The sequence below is a fragment of the Frankia nepalensis genome, from assembly GCF_016786325.1.
In the GTDB taxonomy this organism is placed as follows: Bacteria; Actinomycetota; Actinomycetes; order Frankiales; family Frankiaceae; genus Pseudofrankia; species Pseudofrankia nepalensis.
This window is the reverse complement of the sequence record NZ_JADWYU010000155.1, coordinates 1-14736: the sequence shown is the minus strand read 5'-3', so window position 1 is coordinate 14736 and position 14736 is coordinate 1. Positions and strand designations below refer to the sequence as shown.

Here is a 14736-nt window from a genome sequence, read left to right as displayed (position 1 = left end):
GGACGTTGCGGACGTTGCGGGGACTCGCCGCTGACCGGCCCGCGGGCGGCGCGCGTTGACGGCGACGATGCCCGGCGGCCGGGGCCCGGCCGCCCGGCCGGGTCTGGCGCCGCGCGATCCTCGGGACGGCCGGGCCGACGGCCGGCCCTCCGCCCCACCGGCGGAGCGACGCCGGGGCGATGGCGGCGACCCCGGGGCGGGCTCCGGGGGGCGGCCCGCGCCGCGCGCGCCCTACCGGGGCGCCGATCCGACGGCCGCGGGAGCGCGCCGCGGCGGCGCCCAGCCACCCGGCGGTGACTACCGGGCGAGCCTGCGCTGGGAACGCCGCTACGTCCGGGTACTCATCGCGTTCGACGTGGCGGCCTGCGTGGTCGCGGCCGGCGGTGCCTACCTCATCCGGTTCGGCGGCTTCGGCTTCCTGGACTTCCTGAGCTTCGACGTCTCGACCGTGTCGCCGCGGTGGTACCTGCTGTCGATGGTGGCGCTGCCGATCGTCTGGGTGGTGGCGATGGCGCTGAACCGGGCCTACGAGCCGCGGTTCCTCGGCGGCGGCTCGGAGGAGTTCCGCCGGGTGGTCAACGCCGCCGTGCGGGTGGTCGCCACCGTCGGCACCGTGTCCTACGCGACCAAGGCGGAGATCGCCCGCGCCTACGTGTTGATCGTCTTCCCGCTGGCGATCGTGCTGTCCGTGGCGGGCCGGATCGGCGGCCGCGGCATCCTGCACCGGATGCGCCGGCAGGGCCGCTGCATGCACCGGGTACTGGTCGTCGGCGCCGGGGAGTCGGCGGCGACCCTGGTGCGGCTCGCGCAGCGCGACCCGACGGCTGGCTGGTCGGTGGTCGGCGTCGTGCTCGACCGCCTGCCTGGCCGGCACAGCCGCGACCGGCCGGAGCGCAGCGGCTTCGACCTGCTCGGAGTGCCGATCGTGGGCACCTCCGAGACCCTGCACACCGCGATCCGGGCGACGCGGGCCACCACGGTCGCGATCAGCCCGCAGATGGACGGCGAGACCCTGCAACGGGTGCTGTGGAACCTGGAGGGCACGGACGTCGACGTGCTGGTCTCGTCCGCGCTCACCGACGTCGTCGGCCCGCGGATCTCGATCCGCCCGGTGGCGGGGCTGCCCCTGCTGCACATCCGGGAACCGGAGCTGACCGGCTCCCGGCGGCTGCTCAAGACACTGTTCGACCGGACGACCGCGTTGGTCGGCGTCCTGCTGCTCATGCCGCTGTTCGTGGGGCTCGCGCTCGCGATCCGGTTCACCAGCCGCGGTCCGGCCATCTTCAAGCAGACCCGGGTCGGGCAGGGCGGCAAAGAGTTCACGATGTTCAAGTTCCGCTCGATGTACCTCGACGCGGACGCCCGGGTGGCCGATCTCGCGGCCCAGAACGAGGGCAGCGGCCTGCTGTTCAAGATGCGTGACGACCCGCGGGTGACCCGGGCCGGCAAGTTCCTGCGCAAGTGGTCGCTCGACGAGTTGCCGCAGCTGTTCAACGTGCTCAACGGGACGATGTCGCTGGTCGGCCCGCGCCCGCCGCTGCCCCGCGAGGTGGCCCAGTACAAGGGCGACGTCCACCGTCGGCTGATGGTCAAGCCGGGCCTGACCGGCCTGTGGCAGATCAGCGGCCGCTCGGATCTGGAATGGGACGAGTCCGTCCGCCTCGACCTGCGCTACGTCGAGAACTGGAACCTGGCGATGGACTTCATCATCCTCTGGCGCACGGCCTTCGCCGTCCTGCGCCGAGAGGGCGCCTACTAGTACCGCCCGCCGGCGCCGCCTGACGGCGGCGCGCGGCGCCTCGTGAGGGCGTGAGACGTGGGCTGGCCATGGGATGTTCCCGCCGCCCGGCGTTCGTAGTGATAGCGGCCCAGGCCGGTCCGCGGCGCTACTGAGGGTCTCGGCGCGACACGGATGTCCCCGGATTACGTCAACGGGCCGCGACCGTGCGCGACAGTGTGGCCATCAATGAGATATAAGCCACTACTAAATCAGACGTTTTCACGTTGGCGTGGGGGAGCGGTCGCCGCGGTCGCCGCGGAGAAGGGCATGCCACATGGCCGTCGAGTCGAGCGGGCACAGCCGAGGCAACCCCCGGATGTACGAGTTGTTCGAGAGCCAGCCGGACGTCGGGCACAACCAGCCGGGCAAGAGCCCCACCGTCCGGGCCTGGCCCGAACTCGTGGACTTCCTGAAGGTTTCCGGGCAGCCGGTGCAGGGCCCGTGGCCGCCGCACCAGCACCCCCGCCCGAACCCCGACCACGAGGCGCTGCCGGTCGCCGTCCCGGACCCGCTCGCCGTCCCCGGCCCGCCCTCGGTCACCGGGGACGCCGGCCCGGCCCCGGCCAGCGATGACGCGGGCCGCGCGTCCTCCCGGGAGCGATGACGTGTATCCCTCTCGATTCCGCTACGAGGCGCCGCGTGAGTTGACCGAGGCGATCAAGTTGCTGCACGAGGGGCAGGGCGAGGCCAAGGTGCTCGCCGGCGGGCAGAGCCTGGTGCCTCTGCTGAAGCTGCGCTTCGCCGCGCCGGAACTGCTCGTGGACATCAACAACCTGCCAGGCCTCGACTACCACCGAGTCGAGCCGGACGGCACGATCCGGGTCGGCGCGCTGTGTCGCCACGCCACGCTCGAGCGCTCCGGAAGCCTCGCCCAGCGGCAGCCGACGATGGCCGCCGCGGCACCGCTGATCGCCGACCCGCTGGTGCGCAACCGGGGGACGCTGGTCGGTTCGCTGTGCCACGCGGACCCGCAGGGCGACTGGGCCGCCGCGGTCACCGCGCTCGACGGCCGGGTGGTCGCGGCGGGGCCGGACGGCGTTCGGGAGATCCCGATCCGCCAGTTCGCCACGGGCCCGTTCGAGAACGCCCTGAGGTACGACGAGATCGCCCTCGAGGCGGTCATTCCGGCGCCGAAGGGGACGCCGGCGGGCGGCTACCTGAAGCTGGAGCGGCGCGTCGGCGACTTCGCGACGGCCGGCGTCGCGGTCGCCGTGGAGCTGTCGGGTGGGCTCGTCACCAGGGCCGGCATCGCGCTGTGCGGGGTCGGCCCGTCCACGATCGCGGCCCTCGACGCCGAGCAGGCGTTGGCCGGGCAGGCACTGACCGCCGCGGCGATCGAGCGGGCGGGTGACCTCGCCGCCCAGGCCGCGCAGCCGCGCCGCGACCACCGGGGCAGCGTCGAGTACAAGCGGCACGTGATCCGCACCTTCGTGGTCCGGATCCTGCGGGACATCGCCGGCGCGGCGGAGAGGGCGGCCTGAAGGATGAGCCCACTGTTCGAGGAGATCGTCGAGGATCCCGCGGCGGCCGAGGTCCCGACCCGGCGGGTGGCGATCACGGTCAACGGTCAGCGTCGCGTCGCCGAGGTGGAGCCGCGGCTGCTGCTGGCGCACCTGCTCCGGCAGGGCCTGCGGCTCACCGGCACACACACGGGCTGTGACACCACCAACTGTGGCGCGTGCACGGTGCTGTTCGACGGAGAGCCAATCAAGAGCTGCACGATGCTCGCCGTGCAGGCCGACGGCCACGAGGTGACCACAGTGGAGGGCCTGTCGTCGATGAGCGAGCTCTCCCCCGTGCAGGAGGGCTTCAAGGACGAGCACGGGCTGCAGTGCGGGTTCTGCACGCCCGGAATGATGATGGCGGCCACGGCCCTGCTGAAGGCGAACCCGAACCCCACGGAGGAGGACATCCGGTGGGCGCTGTCGGGCAACCTGTGCCGCTGCACCGGTTACCAGAACATCGTCAAGGCCGTGCTCTGGGCCGCCGCGAAGCTGCGCGGTGAGGAGCCGACCCACGACGGGGCCGCCTGATGCGCCCCCGGGTGGTTCGCCACTCGGTGATCCTCTTCCCGCTCACTTCCAGCGACCGGACGCCGCGCGGCCTTCGGCGTGACAAAGGGGAAGGCTCGCCGTCCGCGAGCGCCTCCCAGAAGGAGGGCCGGCCATGACGCAGGCGCTCGACGAGATCAAGATCGGCGGCCTGGGCGCGAGCCGCCGTCGGGTCGAGGACAACCGCTTCATTCGCGGCAAGGGCAACTACATCGACGACATCACGCTGCCCGGCATGCTGCATATGGAGATCTTGCGTAGCCCGGTCGCCCACGCGCGGATCAGGGCGATCGACACCTCCAAGGCCTGGAACATCCCCGGCGTCCGGCTGGTACTCACCGGCGAGATGATGGCCACCCGAAACCTGGCGTGGATGCCGACGCTGTCCTATGACACGCAGGCGGTGCTGGCCACCGACAAGGTGCGCTTCCAGGGCCAGGAGGTCGCCTGTGTGGTGGCCGACGACCCGTACGTCGCCAAGGACGCCTGCGAGGCGATCGTGGTCGACTACGAGCCGTTGCCGGTGATCGTCAATCCGGAGCAGGCCATGGCCCCCGACGCGCCGCTGATCCGGGATGACAAGGAGAACCAGGTCGACAACGTCGCCTTCCACTGGCAGGTGGGCGACAAGGCGAGCACCGAGCGGGCCTTCGCCGAGGCGGACGTCGTCTCCAGGATCTCGATGCACTATCCGCGCTCGCACCCGTCGCCCATCGAGTGCTGCGGCTCGATCGCCGACTTCGACCGGGCCACCGGCAAGCTCACCGTCTACATGACCAGCCAGGCGCCGCACATCGTCCGCGCGGCGGTGGCGATGGTCGCCGAGCTGCCCGAGCACATGATCCGGATCATCAGCCCGGACATCGGCGGCGGCTTCGGCAACAAGGTGCCGATCTACCCCGGCTACGTGATGTCCATCCTGGCCTCGATCCTCACCGAGCGGCCGGTGAAGTGGATCGAGGACAAGACCGGCAACCTCATCTCGACCGGCTTCGGCCGCGACGTCTACCTCGACGGCGAGCTGGCGCTGCGGCGAGACGGCAGGATCCTCGCCGTCCGGATGCACACCACCTCCGACCACGGCGCCTTCTTCGGCGACGCGCAGCCGTCCAAGTTCAAGATCGGCCTGATGCACTCGGCGTTCGCCTGCTACGACGTCCCCCACGCGCACCTGACCGCGACCGGCGTCTACACGAACAAGGCGCCCGGCGGCGTCGCCTACCGGTGCTCGTTCCGGGTCACCGAGGCGATGTACTTCCAGGAGCGGATGATCCAGGCGGCGGCCGACGACCTCGGCATGGACCAGGCCGAGTTCCGCCGCGTCAACCTCGTCCGGGACGAGGACTTCCCACACCGCACCGCGTTCGGCTTCCTCACCGACTCCGGGCAGTACGGCAGGTGCCTGGACGTCGCGCTGGAGGCGATCGGGTACGCCGACTTCCGAAAGCAGCAGGAAGAGGCCCGCGAACAGGGCCGGCTGCTGGGGCTTGGCATCTCGACGATGACCGAGCCGCTCGGCGCCGGCAACAGCCGCGAGTACGACATCCTCGGCATCAAGATGTTCGACTCGGCCGAGCTGCGGGTTCACCTCACCGGCCGCGCGATCCTGCGCACCGGCGCCAGGACCCAGGGCCAGGGGCACGAGACGACCTGGGCGCAGATCGTCGCCCACGAGCTCGGCATCCCCGCCGACGACGTCGTGGTCGAGGAGGGTGACACCGACACCGCCCCGTTCGGGATGGGCACCTACGCCTCGCGCTCGACCCCGGTGGCCGGCGCCGCGGTCTCCATGGCCGCCCGCAAGGTACGCGCCAAGGCCCGCAAGCTGGCGGCGCACCTGCTGGAGGTCTCCGAGGAGGACGTCGAGTGGGAGCTCGGGCGCTTCTACGTCCGAAGCGCCCCGGACCGCGGCGCCACCATCCAGGAATGCGCGATGGCCGCCTACGCCAACATGCCCGACGGCCTGGAGCCGGGCCTCGAGGCCAGTGCCTACTACGATCCGCCGAACCTCACCTGGCCGTTCGCCTGCTACGTCGTCACCGTCGAGGTCGACCCCGAGACCGGCGTCTGGGACGTGCTGAACGTGGTCGGCGTGGACGACTGCGGCGTGCGCATCAACCCGATGGTCGTCGAGGGGCAGATCATGGGCGGCCTCACCGAGGCCTACGCCATGGCCTGCGTGCAGTTCATCACCTTCGACGCCGCGGGCAACTGCATCGGCTCGAACTACCTGGACTACCTGCTGCCGACCGCCTGGGAGACCCCCGGCTTCGAGCTGCACGAGGTCGTCACGCCCTGCCCGCACCACCCGCTCGGCGCCAAGGGCGTCGGCGAGTGCGCCACCGTCGGCGGCCCGGCCGCCTTCGTCAACGCCGTCATGGACGCGATCAAGCCGTATGGCGTGCGCAACGTGGACATGCCGTTGCTGCCGGACCGGGTGTACGAGGCGATCAGCCAGCGTCACGACGTCTCCGGGGCTCCTCCGGTGAAGGTCGACTGATGATGTCCGGGGACGGGCACCAGCCCGAGCCTGGGCCAGCGGACACCCGCGTCCCCGACGCGGTGGTCGAGGGCTGGGAGGTCCTCGGCCGCGCCGGCGAGCTGGCGGCGCGCGGCGAACAGTTCGCGCTGGCCACCGTCGTCTGGCGCCACGCGCCCTCCTCGGGGCAGCAGGGCTCGCGGGCCATCATCACGGCCGACGGCCAGCTGTCCGGCTGGATCGGCGGCGCCTGCGCCGAGCCGGCCGTGATCCGCGCGGCCCGGGACGTGATCGCCGAGGGCGCGCCGAGACTGCTGCTGCTGGGCGGCCCGGAGCAGTTCGGCGGGGCCATCCCTGACGGCATCGAGGTCACGCCGATCGCCTGCCAGAGCGAGGGCGCCCTGGAGATCTACATCGAGCCGGTCATCCCGGTGCCCAGCCTGGTCGTCGTCGGCCGGTCCCCGATGGCCAGGACCCTCGTCGATCTCGGCAAGGCGCTGGGCTGGCGCGCCGAGCTGGTGGCGGTGGAGCACTTCACCTCGGCCGACGTCGACCGGCGCGGCGTCGTCATCGTCGCCACCCAGGGGCACGGGGACGAGGAGGCACTCGCGACCGCGGTCGCCGCGGCCCCCGCGTACGTCGGGCTGGTGGCCTCCCGCCGCCGGGGCGCGTCGGTGCTCGGCTACCTCGCCGAGCGGGGAGTGGCGCGCGACCTGCTCGAGGCGGTGCACGTCCCGGTCGGCCTCGACCTCGGCCACACCACGCACCGCGAGATCGCGGTCTCGGTGCTCGCCGAGCTCGTCCGGCGGCGCGCCGCCGGCGAGCTGGCTCTCCCACGGCCGGAGGGGCACCCGCGGGGGCGAGCCCTCCTGCCGATGGCCGGTGCCGTGGAGGTGGTCGACCCGGTCTGCGGGATGACGGTGGCCGCGGCCGCGAGCGGCCATCCGTTCGAGCACGCGGGCACCACCTACTACTTCTGCTGCGCCGGCTGCCGCTCGAGGTTCGAGAAGGACCCGTCCGCGTACCTGCCCGTCGACGCGGCGGCCGGCGCCCGCGGGGCGCACAGGGAGGCATAGTGTTGATCAAGCAGGATTTCGAGGTCTCCGAGCCGCTCGACAGGATCTGGGCGTTCTTCCAGGATGTCCCGGGCGTCGCGGCCTGCCTGCCGGGCGCGGAACTCACCCAGGACCTCGGGGACGACAGGTACGCCGGCAACGTGCTGATCCGGATGGGCCCGGTGCGGCTGAGTTTCGCCGGCACCGCCTCGATCCTGGAGCGCGACGCGGCCGGGCGGCGGATGGTCGTCGACGCGGCCGGCGCGGACGAGAAGGGCCGCGGCAACGCCGCGATGCGGATGACCGCCAGGCTCGCCCCGCTGGGCGCCGGAACCAAAGTCGACGTGGACATGGACCTGCAGCTGTCCGGTGCCGCCGCGCAGTACGGCCGCGGCATGGTCGCCGACGTGACCGCCGTGCTCCTGCGTGACTTCGCGACCAACATGCGGGGCCGCGTCGACGCCATCGAACGAGGTCTTGACCTCAGCGCGGTCGCCGGGGTGAAACCGGCGAGCGGTCTGGCGATCGGCCTGCGCGCGCTGCGCATGGCGCTGACCCGCGTGTTTCGCCGCTTTTTCGTCCCGTACACCGCGCCGAACGCAGGCTGAGGGCCAAAGGGAACGCGGAATCGTCTTTCGCGCCCCGTTGCCCCCCGAGAAAACGGTAGGAGGACCGATCGCCGTGACGCTGTGGTGGATTGGCAACATCGTGCTGCTTGTGGTGGTCGTCCCGGTACTCGTGGCGCTCCTGAACCGGGTACTCGCCGCGCTGGAGCGGATCCGCGCCGCCTCGGACGACATTCTCGCCGGCGGTGGCGCGCTCGCCGCCACGCTGGAGCGCACCCCGTCGTCGCTGGCGACGACCGACCAAACCGTCCACGACATCGCGGTCGGCGCGGCCCGCTACGGCGGGTCGGTCGCGAAGCTGCTCGGCTGAGGCCGCGCGGCTGACGAACAGGAGGAGGAGAAGGTGCCAGCCGTCGCCTGGATGACCCTCGCGATCACCGCGCTGATCGTCGTCGCCGCCGCCCTGGGACTGTTCCGGGTCGCCTTCCACCTGAAGGCGATCCGGCGGACCCTCGGGTCGGTGGCGCTCGGCGTGCGGGTCGTGGCCGACCGGACCAGCCCGGTCCCGACCGTGGTGCCGTCCGTGAACGCCAGTCTCAAGCCCGTCCGCGACTTCTGCGAACAGATCTAGCCAATGGGAGGCGCGGACGTGAGATTTCTTCGCGCCCTCGGCCGCGCCGGCGACAGAGGGAGCATGCGGATGTACGAGCTCACCCGCCCGACTCGGCAGATAAGGCGGTGAAGGCGTGAACAGCGTGCTCGCGGTGGAGGCCGTGGACACCGGCATCGCCGGCTGGGTGACCGGCTATGTGATCACGGGCGTTGTCGTGCTGGTCGTGGTCGCCCTGGTCGTCCCGATCCTGGTGCTGGCGCGCCGCATCGGTGCCGAGGCCGCGCGGATCGACGAGTCGCTGGCGAAGGCCGCCGAGAACACGGCGGCGCTCGGCCAGCTGAACACGACGATCGACCACGCGCAGGTCATCGTCGCCGGCCTGAAGCGCGGGCGCGAACGGCTGGGAGGCTGACGTGGACACAGCTGACGTGGGCACAACGGTGCTGGCGCTCACCTCGACGCAGCGGGGCCTGTGGTGGGGAGCGATCATCGGCGGTTTCGCGATCGTCCTCGTGGTCGCGGCCCTGCTCACGATCCTCGTGCTGCTGGTGCGCGTGATCGACCGGCGCGTGGTCTCGATCAAGGGTCATCTCGAGGCGGCCGCCGCGAACACGGCGGACACCGCGCTGATCGAGCGGACGGCCGAGCAGGTCGAGGCGGTGCTCGCCGAGGGCCTGGAGCACCACCTGTTCCTCGGACGGGTCCTGGCGAAGGTGAGGAGCTGAGCCATGGTCGCCCTCTCGGTGATCGTCATCGTCCTGCTCATCGGCGTGCTGGCGGGCTACCTGTTCGTCGTCGGCGGGCAGCTGACCCGCATCGCCTCCAACCTGGAGGAATGCCGCGACCTCGCGGTCAAGGTCCTCACCAACGCCAAACTGATCGATCCAGGCCTCGACCACATCAACCGCACCGGCGGGGTGGTCGCGGGCGCGCTGCCGCTGCTGTACGGCATGGCCGAGGGCATCGTGGCCGGTGTGACACCACGGGAGCCGGCGCCGGTCGACCGCCGCCCCGCGCGGCCGGCCCAGGGCCGCCGCCGCTCGAGGCTGCTCGCCGGCGTCGGCTACGTCCCGCCCGGCACCACGGGTGCCAACGGTCCCCAGCCGGCCGCGCCCACCCAGCCCGCCGCGTCCGACGGCTGAGTCCGACCACTGAGTCCGGCGGCCAAGCACGCGGCAGGTCTCCTCCGCGGCCGGCGGAACCCGACGGAACGGCAGCCGTCCCGGTCGCGGCGAGCGTCACCACTACGCGGAACACCGCCAGCATCGCGGCGTCCGGCCCGGAGGCCGGCTGTCCGTTGGCTGAGGTACTTGCGGGGCCCCTCCTGGCGCGGCGCGAGCGGTTCAGGAAGCGGTGGGAGCCACGAACTGCAGGTCGAGCTCCACCTTCACCTTGTCCGCGAGGGCAAGCTTGTCGACGCCGATCGGAATGTTGAAGCCGATTCCGAACTCGCTGCGCAGGATCACGGCGCTGGCCGCGAAGCCCGCGCGGAGGCTGCCGTCCATCGGGTGCGTCTCGGAGCCGAAGTACTCGACGGCCAGCACCACCGGCCTGGTAACCCCGTTCATCGTCAGGTCGCCGGTGGCCTCGTAACCCTCCGGCCCCTCGGTCACCGACGTCGAGACGAAGATGATCCGCGGCTCGCCCACCGCGTTGAGGAAGTCGGCGTGATGGAGGTGGGCGTCGCGGTCGGCGAAAGCGGTGTTGATCGACGTCATCTCGATCGACGCCGTGACGGACACCGAGTCCAACGTCGCGCCGACCGCCAGCGCCGCGTCGAACTCGTCGAACCGGCCACGGAAGTTGCTGACGCCGAGATAACGAACCTGGAAGGTGACGCTGGAGGACTTCGGGTCCAGCTTCCAGGAACCGGGCGCGAGAGGGAGGGAATCGACGGCGGGCGCGGCGGGCGAGGGGACGGTCATCAGGACTCCGGGGCGGTGACGGGCGACTAGGTGGGATCACCAGACTGCGCGGGATCCCGGCCGGTCCACCGACAGAAAGAGACCACCCCCGCAGGTCGCAGAGTGATCGTAGCCAACCGGAGACCGTCGCTCAGGCCGATCCGGTTTCCGGCCGAAGCGGTTTTTCAGGTCGCCCTAGAGCGCGGTCGCGAGGCGGCGAGCCAGGAGTGCCAGGCGGGCGCGGAAGCGCCCCTCGGGTTCATCGAGGCGCCATCCGAGGACGTCCTCCAGATGCGCCACCCTGGCGGCGACGGAACTGTGATGCAGGTGCAGCACGGCGGCCGCCTGCCGTAACGAGTTCGCCTGGCAGTAAGCCTCGAGGACGGCGATGTCGGCGGCGCCGGACGGCGCCTGGGCGAGACCGTCGAGCGCGCGGACGTCCGGATTGGACCGCAGCCGGTCGACTGGGACGTCGGCGAGCAGCGCGACCGAGCCGAGTTCCGAGTAGTCGACGACCAGCGAGTCGGCGGAGCCCGGGGCGGCGAACCGCAGCGCGAGGCACGCCTGCCGCCAGGAATGCCGGGCGTCGAGCCCGTCGACCGGCCCGCCGATTCCGACCCGCGGCTGCGCGGCGCCGTCCCAGGGACCGGTCGACCAGTCGAAGCCCGCGCTCACCTGCTGTCCGCCGGCCGAGGTCTCGGCCGGCTGGTCGTCCGCGGTCGTGCTCGTCCGCCCGGACAGGCGTTCGGCGAGCGCGACGCGCAGGTCGCCGGACGGGCTCGCCGCCGCGGTCCGGTCCTGGAGGAGCACCGCCGCCATCCGGCCCAGGACCGCTACCCGGACGGTACGTCGCCCGAGCCGGCCCCGGGCCATCAGGGCGACCGCCTGAACCCCGACGTCCATCCCGGCCGGCAGGGAGATCGCCATCGCCCGCACCGTCACGTCGGGCAGCAGTCCCAGCAGACGCAGCGCGCGCGCCCGGTCCTCGGCCGACTCCCGGTCCGAGAGGACCAGTTCCACCAGAGCCGGGTCGGCGATGTGCAGCGACGGGCGAGCCCTCGTATTGATGGCCTGCGCGGCGATCGCCATGCGTTCCAGAACGAGCTCGTCCAACGGGCGAGGCGGGCCGGGCCGCTCCAGCCACACCCGGCCGCCGCCGCCCAGGCTCATCCACCCGGATACGTGCTTGGGCTCGGTGGATCCGTCCGCCGAGCGGGGCATACCGTCCTCGCTGTACCGCACCCGGCCGGTGTCCGGTGTCGCCAGCCCGGCGCCGCACTCGGCGAGCGCCGCGGTAGCGCGGACCAGGGAGGCCGCGTCCGCCCGAGCGGCCACCAGCGCGTCGAAGTACGCGATCACCCGAACCGCGCTCTCCGCGTCCGCGTCGAGCGCGGACAGCCGCAGCAGCAAGCCCTTCATCGCGTCCCGCCGCCGCTCGCCCCGGCAGCCGCTCGCACACCAGGAGGTTACGGCGTCTCCCGGTGCCGCCGCCACACCCGGACGATGGCGGCACCGGGGCGGCAGGCCGCCCCGACGTCGCCGCGCGTGCCGACCGGCGGACAGGCGGGACCCATGCGCGGGTCCCGTCGCCAGATGGCGGGCGCTGGCCCGTGAACGTCCGACGACTGGCGGGTGACCGAAACATGGGCGTTCGGAAGAGTACTTCCAGCCACAGCTGAGGAGACCCGCGATGACCTACCGATTCGATCCCGAGCTGGCAGCCGTGATCCAGATGCTGCCCGTGCCGGACTTCGCCGACCTGGCCTCGTTTCGCGCCTTGCTGGCCGAGTTCAAGAAGAGCATGCAGTTCGACACCACCGGGGTCGATGCGCGGGACGTGTGTGTTCCCGGGCCGCCGGGCGCTCCGGAGGTCCCCGTCCGGGTCTACCGGCCGGCGCATCCGGACCAGGGGACACCGACCGAGCCCACCGCCGCCCTGCTCAACCTCCATGGCGGAGGCTTCGTGATCGGCGATGTCAGTATCGACGAGGGGGTCTGCCTGGACCTGGTGCGTGCCCTCGGCGTGGTCGTGGTGTCGGTCGACTACCGGCTGGCCCCGGAACACCCGTTTCCAGCCCCACTGGAGGACTGCTACGCCGCCCTGGAATGGCTGGCGAAGAACACCGCCGACCTGGGCGTCGACCCGACCCGGGTCGCGGTCCGCGGGATCAGCGCCGGCGCCGGCCTCGCGGCCGGGCTGGCGCTGCTCGCCCGCGACCGCGGTGGCCCGCCGCTCTGCTTCCAGTTCCTCGGCGTCCCCGAGATCGACGACCGGCTGGACACCCCAAGCATGCGCCGGTTCGTCGACACCCCGATGTGGAACCGTCCCAACGCGGTCCTCAGCTGGAACTACTACCTCGGCGAGGGTGTCCCCGGCACGCCGGACGTCTCGCCCTACGCGGCGCCGGCCCGGGCGACCGACCTGGCCGGCCTGCCGCCCGCCTACATCTCGGTGATGGAGTTCGACCCGCTGCGCGACGAGGGAATCGCCTACGCCCAGGCACTGCTCGCCGCCGAGGTGCCGGTCGAGCTGCACCTGTTCCCCGGAACCTTCCACGGCTCGGGAATCGCGGCGCAGGCGGCCGTCAGCCGGCGGGAGAACCGGGAGGCGACCGCGGTGCTCGCCGCCGCGTTCGGCATTTCTTCTGAAACCGCCGGCTGACCCTGTCACTGCCACAGGGCAGGGTGAAGGCCGCCGGGGAGCGGTACGGGCGCCGTTGTTCGCGGACTGTCCCGAGCGGCGGCGAACAGGTCGCCTATTTCCAGCCATTGTGAGCGGGGCACCGTCTGATGGACGTATGACGATGCTTTCTGCTCCTTCCTCGACGATCGGCGGCCCGACCGGCTGCCTGCGCCATGAGGCGTGACGACCACAAGGAGCGTGGACATGCGGAAAATGGTGGGTTCGCCCGGGCGACTGGCGAGTGTTCGGCCAGGACGCCCACTGGGGGCGCTGTTAGCCGCGTCGCTGGCCCTGGTGGTGTTCGGGGCGGCGTGCGGGTCGGACGACGACGCCCCCGAGCCGGCGGGCACCACGGCGAACGCCGGCGTGCTCGGTCCGGTGGCGGCGGCGGCCGGAGATCCCGTGAAGGTCGGAGTCATCTCGGACGGCGCGACCGCCGCCTTCGACGCCTCCGTCCAGTTCGACGTCGCCGCCGCCACCACCGCATATCTCAACGAGCGGCGTTCCGGGATCGGCGGCCGCCCGATCGAGCTGGTCACATGTGAGACGCAGGCGGACCCATCGAAGGGTGCCGACTGCGGGAACCAGATGGTCCAGGCCGGTGTCGCCGCGGTCGTCATCGGCGAGTCGGGGGTCGCGGACAGCGTGTGGCAGCCGTTGGCGGACGCGAATCTGCCGGCGATGTTCTACGGTGCCGGCAGCCCGGCGATTCTCACCGACAGCGAGTCGACGTTCACCCTCGGAGACCCGACGTACTCCACGCTCCAGCTGCCGATCAGCCTCGCCAAGAAGCTGGGCGTCACCAAGGTGACCTCGGTGGTGATCGACGTGCCCGCCGCGCTGCACAACGCCCAGGAGGTCGCGCCCGGGGCGTTCGCCGAGGCTGGCCTCGACTACCAGCTCGTGACCGTGCCCCCGGGCACCGCGGACATGGCGCCGCAGATGCAGAACGTCGTCAACGGGGACCCCGGGCTCGTGTTCGTCCTCGGCAACGACTCCTTCTGCATCAGCGCGTTCAACGGGCTGAACGCCGTCGGGTATGACGGCGCGATCAGCGCGATCTCCCAGTGCGTCACCGACTCGACCCGTACCGCCGTGCCCGCCGAGGTGCTCGACGGGATGGTCGTCGCGGCCACCGTGCCGAACGGCGGGACCGATCCGTCCACGGTGCTCTACGACGCGGTGCTCGAAACCTACAGCGACGGTATCGACGCCGCTGGCGCGGTCATCGGCAGGGGCATGTACATGACACTCGCCGGCCTAGCGGCGGCCCTCGAGGATATTTCCGGGGACATCACTCCGGAGACCATCATCGCGACCATCAAGGCGATGCCGGAAAAGGAGCTGCCGGGCGCCGCCGGTATGAAGTTCCGGTGCAACGGTAAGGCCGACCCGGAGAATCCCGCGGTCTGCGTGCGGGGCGGCCTGTCGGCGACACTGGACGACAAGGGCCAGCCCACGGAGTTCGAGGTGCTGGGCTCCACCCCGATCGGGGACTGAACGAGTCCACGACCGACCCGGCGGCTGGCCAGGTCCTCGGGCCAGCCGCCCGCGTCCGCGGGTCGAGCGCCCCCACCCCGGCGCACCCGCCGCGGTCGCACCCGG

General features: G+C 71.8%; 16 protein-coding genes. 14 read left to right on the top strand and 2 right to left on the bottom strand.

The features are described 5' to 3' along the window. Positions 1-55: 55 nt before the first annotated feature. From I6A81_RS24385 to I6A81_RS24330, 12 genes are all read left to right on the top strand, one after another. The gene (locus I6A81_RS24385; protein WP_238438336.1) at positions 56-1759 is read left to right on the top strand and encodes a sugar transferase; all 1704 of its coding nucleotides are present in this window, start codon (positions 56-58) and stop codon (positions 1757-1759) included. A gap of 295 nt (positions 1760-2054) precedes the next feature. Continuing rightward, entirely contained in the window at positions 2055-2384 is a 330-nt protein-coding gene (locus I6A81_RS24380) for a hypothetical protein (RefSeq protein ID WP_203004343.1), read from the top strand. 1 nt (position 2385) lies between these two features. Continuing rightward, positions 2386-3261: an FAD binding domain-containing protein gene (locus I6A81_RS24375; RefSeq protein WP_203004344.1), complete on the top strand. Its 876-nt coding sequence runs from the start codon at positions 2386-2388 to the stop codon at positions 3259-3261. 3 nt (positions 3262-3264) lie between these two features. Then, positions 3265-3813: a (2Fe-2S)-binding protein gene (locus I6A81_RS24370; RefSeq protein ID WP_203004345.1), complete on the top strand. Its 549-nt coding sequence runs from the start codon at positions 3265-3267 to the stop codon at positions 3811-3813. 133 nt (positions 3814-3946) lie between these two features. Continuing rightward, positions 3947-6331: an aerobic carbon-monoxide dehydrogenase large subunit gene (locus I6A81_RS24365; RefSeq protein WP_203004346.1), complete on the top strand. Its 2385-nt coding sequence runs from the start codon at positions 3947-3949 to the stop codon at positions 6329-6331. Beyond that, positions 6331-7386, top strand: coding sequence for an XdhC family protein (locus tag I6A81_RS24360; protein WP_203004347.1), 1056 nt, complete (start codon positions 6331-6333; stop codon positions 7384-7386). Before I6A81_RS24365 ends, I6A81_RS24360 begins: the two co-directional genes overlap by 1 nt. Beyond that, entirely contained in the window at positions 7386-7973 is a 588-nt protein-coding gene (locus I6A81_RS24355; protein ID WP_407661359.1) for an SRPBCC family protein, read from the top strand. The genes I6A81_RS24360 and I6A81_RS24355 overlap by 1 nt, the downstream gene beginning before the upstream one ends. Positions 7974-8046: 73 nt before the next feature. Further along, a complete protein-coding gene (locus I6A81_RS24350; protein WP_203004349.1) occupies positions 8047-8301 on the top strand; it encodes a hypothetical protein in 255 nt (84 codons plus the stop codon). Positions 8302-8334: 33 nt separating this feature from the next. Next, entirely contained in the window at positions 8335-8562 is a 228-nt protein-coding gene (locus I6A81_RS24345; protein ID WP_203004350.1) for a hypothetical protein, read from the top strand. A 115-nt stretch (positions 8563-8677) separates the two neighbouring features. After that, positions 8678-8956, top strand: coding sequence for a hypothetical protein (locus I6A81_RS24340; RefSeq protein ID WP_203004351.1), 279 nt, complete (start codon positions 8678-8680; stop codon positions 8954-8956). 1 nt (position 8957) lies between these two features. Next, positions 8958-9269, top strand: a complete 312-nt coding sequence (locus tag I6A81_RS24335) for a hypothetical protein (protein WP_203004352.1) — start codon at positions 8958-8960, stop codon at positions 9267-9269. A 3-nt stretch (positions 9270-9272) separates the two neighbouring features. Further along, on the top strand, positions 9273-9686 hold the full coding sequence (locus I6A81_RS24330) for a hypothetical protein (protein ID WP_203004353.1): 414 nt from the start codon (positions 9273-9275) through the stop codon (positions 9684-9686). A 201-nt stretch (positions 9687-9887) separates the two neighbouring features. Here I6A81_RS24330 and I6A81_RS24325 read toward each other — a convergent pair whose 3' ends face one another. Together I6A81_RS24325 and I6A81_RS24320 are read right to left on the bottom strand one after the other, a co-directional pair. Next, complete coding sequence (locus tag I6A81_RS24325) at positions 9888-10469, bottom strand: YceI family protein (protein ID WP_203004355.1); 582 nt, start codon at positions 10467-10469, stop codon at positions 9888-9890. A 174-nt stretch (positions 10470-10643) separates the two neighbouring features. Then, positions 10644-11867: a PucR family transcriptional regulator gene (locus tag I6A81_RS24320; protein ID WP_203004357.1), complete on the bottom strand. Its 1224-nt coding sequence runs from the start codon at positions 11865-11867 to the stop codon at positions 10644-10646. A 271-nt stretch (positions 11868-12138) separates the two neighbouring features. On the opposite strand from I6A81_RS24320, the gene I6A81_RS24315 reads away from it, so the two are divergent. Both I6A81_RS24315 and I6A81_RS24310 read left to right on the top strand, forming a co-directional pair. Next, positions 12139-13110 (top strand): alpha/beta hydrolase, encoded by a 972-nt coding sequence (locus I6A81_RS24315; RefSeq protein ID WP_203004359.1) that lies wholly within the window; start codon positions 12139-12141, stop codon positions 13108-13110. Positions 13111-13335: 225 nt separating this feature from the next. After that, positions 13336-14631 (top strand): ABC transporter substrate-binding protein, encoded by a 1296-nt coding sequence (locus I6A81_RS24310; protein ID WP_203004361.1) that lies wholly within the window; start codon positions 13336-13338, stop codon positions 14629-14631. The last annotated feature ends 105 nt before the right edge of the window (positions 14632-14736 follow it).

Excerpts from the sequence above, each read along its gene's own strand:
- I6A81_RS24370 (WP_203004345.1), top strand. The coding sequence starts at position 3,265 with ATGAGCCCACTGTTCGAGGAGATCGTCGAGGATCCCGCGGCGGCCGAG.
- I6A81_RS24315 (WP_203004359.1), top strand. The coding sequence starts at position 12,139 with ATGACCTACCGATTCGATCCCGAGCTGGCAGCCGTGATCCAGATGCTG.
- I6A81_RS24330 (WP_203004353.1), top strand. The coding sequence starts at position 9,273 with ATGGTCGCCCTCTCGGTGATCGTCATCGTCCTGCTCATCGGCGTGCTG.
- I6A81_RS24320 (WP_203004357.1), bottom strand. The coding sequence starts at position 11,867 with ATGAAGGGCTTGCTGCTGCGGCTGTCCGCGCTCGACGCGGACGCGGAG.
- I6A81_RS24365 (WP_203004346.1), top strand. The coding sequence starts at position 3,947 with ATGACGCAGGCGCTCGACGAGATCAAGATCGGCGGCCTGGGCGCGAGC.
- I6A81_RS24380 (WP_203004343.1), top strand. The coding sequence starts at position 2,055 with ATGGCCGTCGAGTCGAGCGGGCACAGCCGAGGCAACCCCCGGATGTAC.
- I6A81_RS24325 (WP_203004355.1), bottom strand. The coding sequence starts at position 10,469 with ATGACCGTCCCCTCGCCCGCCGCGCCCGCCGTCGATTCCCTCCCTCTC.
- I6A81_RS24360 (WP_203004347.1), top strand. The coding sequence starts at position 6,331 with ATGATGTCCGGGGACGGGCACCAGCCCGAGCCTGGGCCAGCGGACACC.
- I6A81_RS24310 (WP_203004361.1), top strand. The coding sequence starts at position 13,336 with ATGCGGAAAATGGTGGGTTCGCCCGGGCGACTGGCGAGTGTTCGGCCA.